Raw genomic sequence first — 2,156 nt, 5'->3', positions numbered from 1 at the left:
TTTACGAATGCTTCTGCCCTTCCTTTTTTCCGCTTTCTTGATCGCCGTAGTAAGTTTCTTTCTAAATGGCTGGGTGTTACCGGTTGCCACTGAGGGGGTTTCAAAATTTAGGGTTGAATACCTGGACAAAGGTCAAGATGTCAACCAGCAAAATATTCATATTAAGGTCGCGCCGAATTTATTTGCCTATATGAGGAGGTATTTTACTTCTGTAAATCAAGGTCATGATTTTACTTTGGAAAATATCAAGGAAGGAAAACTAATCTCAAAATTTTCAGCAGAAAGGATTGTTTGGGATACAGCCAAACATGTCTGGAATGCACGAAATTGGAGGTTGAGAGAGTTTAATGAAATGGGGGAGACTTGGACTACCGGAGATGCCATGGATACCACCTTGTCTATTACTCCCGATGATTTTGACCTTCCTCTCAATCATCATGAAACCCTCACCCTACCTGATCTTTCCAACCAAATTTTGATTCTTGAAGATAGAGGAGCGGACAATGTAAGCTTTTACAAAATAGAAAAATATGTACGCTTCATGTCACCGTTCGCTGCGATTCTATTGACTTTTATTGGGGTCATTGTTTCCGCTCGAAAAACCAGAGGCGGATCAGGATTTAAAATAGCCTTGGGCTTTATGCTAGCTTTCGTTTATATCATACTGTTTTTGCTTTCAAGAACATTTGCGGAAGCAGGTACGGCTTATCCTGTCCTTGCCGTGTGGATGCCTAATATTGTTTTTGGAATTACCGGTCTGGTGCTTTACAAAACAGTTCCTAGATAAGGTAGCTTATGGTAAAAGATTACTTATGGCTTCATCTCGTGGTTCTAATATGGGGATTTACAGCAATTTTGGGTTTACTGATAAGTCTTCCTGCCGTTGAGATCGTTTTTTACCGAACCATGCTTGCCGGTGCAGGCTTGTATTTTTTACTTAAGTTTAAGAAGAGAAATATAAGGGTAAGGTGGAATGCTTTGCTTAAATTTCTGGTAACCGGAGGCCTAATTGGGGCACATTGGATTTTGTTTTTCTGGGCGGCGCAAGTGTCTACAGCTTCTGTTTGTTTGGCAGGGATGGCCACTTGCTCTTTGTGGACTGCCATTATTGAACCTATTGTGAACAAACAAGCGATAAAATGGTATGAAGTATTGCTTGGCTTGATCGTGATTGTAGGTCTAATAGTGATTTTTAAGTTTGAATCGGGCTATTCTTTGGGTCTTTTTTTGGCAGTTGTATCTGCATTATTAAGTGCCTGTTTTACCGTGATTAATGGGAGACTAACTAAAAGCCATAGTCCCTTTATTATTACCTTTTATGAAATGATAGGGGCCTTTGTGCTTACCACTGTCTTTATCCCATTTTATATCAACTGGTTTGCAGAAGCTGGTTTTTCTTGGGTTCCGAAAGGTTTGGATTGGTTTTGGCTACTGGTTTTGTCTCAAGTATGTACAGTGATTGCATTTACATTGTCGGTGAATTTGATGAAACGTTTGACAGCCTTTGCAGTGAATTTGACAGTAAATATGGAGCCTGTTTATGGCATTCTATTGGCTTTTATTATTTTTGGAGAGAAAGAGAAAATGACTCCTGAATTTTACTTGGGAACCCTGATAATTTTGGCCTCAGTCTGCATCTACCCGTTGATTCGCTATGTCCATAAAAGAAGGTTAGGCAGCACCCCAAGAAAAATCCACTGAGCGTAAAATGCAGGCTAATAAGTTTTGAATCAGGCTTTACAATTGGAAATCGTTCATTTTTTTAAGGTAATTTTTCAGTGAATACGAAATAATTTTCCGGAAAATCAATGGCTTCCGGTCGGTCTTTGAATAATCCAAAAACTGCAGAGCCGGAACCGGACATAGCCGCATACCATGCACCAGCAGCATATAGTTTTTCTTTGATGGTAGCAATTTCGGGGTGGTTGGCGAAAACACCTTTCTCAAAATCGTTGACCAGCTGTGATTTCCATGATGACTGATCCGAAAGAATGGTTTTTAAATCCTTCTCACTAAGCTTGGGTTGTATGCCTCCATATGCTTCTTTTGTGCCGATATGGATGCCCGGGTGAATCAAGTATAGCCAGTTCCCTGAAAGATCGATAGGGAAGGGAGTTAGTTTTTCACCCCGTCCTTCTGCCATTTGCGGATTGTTT

2 protein-coding genes and 1 pseudogene are annotated in these 2,156 nt (G+C 40.3%); 2 read left to right on the top strand and 1 reads right to left on the bottom strand.

The features are described 5' to 3' along the window. Both AAC037_RS23825 and AAC037_RS23820 read left to right on the top strand, forming a co-directional pair. Positions 1–787, top strand: a 787-nt coding sequence (locus AAC037_RS23825) for an LptF/LptG family permease (protein ID WP_339906142.1), incomplete at its 5' end; no start/stop codon positions are given. 8 nt (positions 788–795) lie between these two features. Then, the gene (locus tag AAC037_RS23820) at positions 796–1,701 is read left to right on the top strand and encodes an EamA family transporter (RefSeq protein WP_339906141.1); all 906 of its coding nucleotides are present in this window, start codon (positions 796–798) and stop codon (positions 1,699–1,701) included. Between the two features lie 61 nt (positions 1,702–1,762). Here the strand turns inward: AAC037_RS23820 and AAC037_RS23815 are convergent. Beyond that, a pseudogene (locus AAC037_RS23815) lies at positions 1,763–2,156 on the bottom strand (4-(cytidine 5'-diphospho)-2-C-methyl-D-erythritol kinase); the annotation flags it as partial.

It is taken from the genome of uncultured Cyclobacterium sp., from assembly GCF_963976465.1.
Classification (GTDB): Bacteria; Bacteroidota; Bacteroidia; order Cytophagales; family Cyclobacteriaceae; genus Cyclobacterium.
This window is presented reverse-complemented; position numbering and strand designations above follow the sequence as displayed.

Coding starts and splice junctions, on each gene's coding strand:
- AAC037_RS23820 (WP_339906141.1), top strand. CDS start 796: ATGGTAAAAGATTACTTATGGCTTCATCTCGTGGTTCTAATATGGGGA.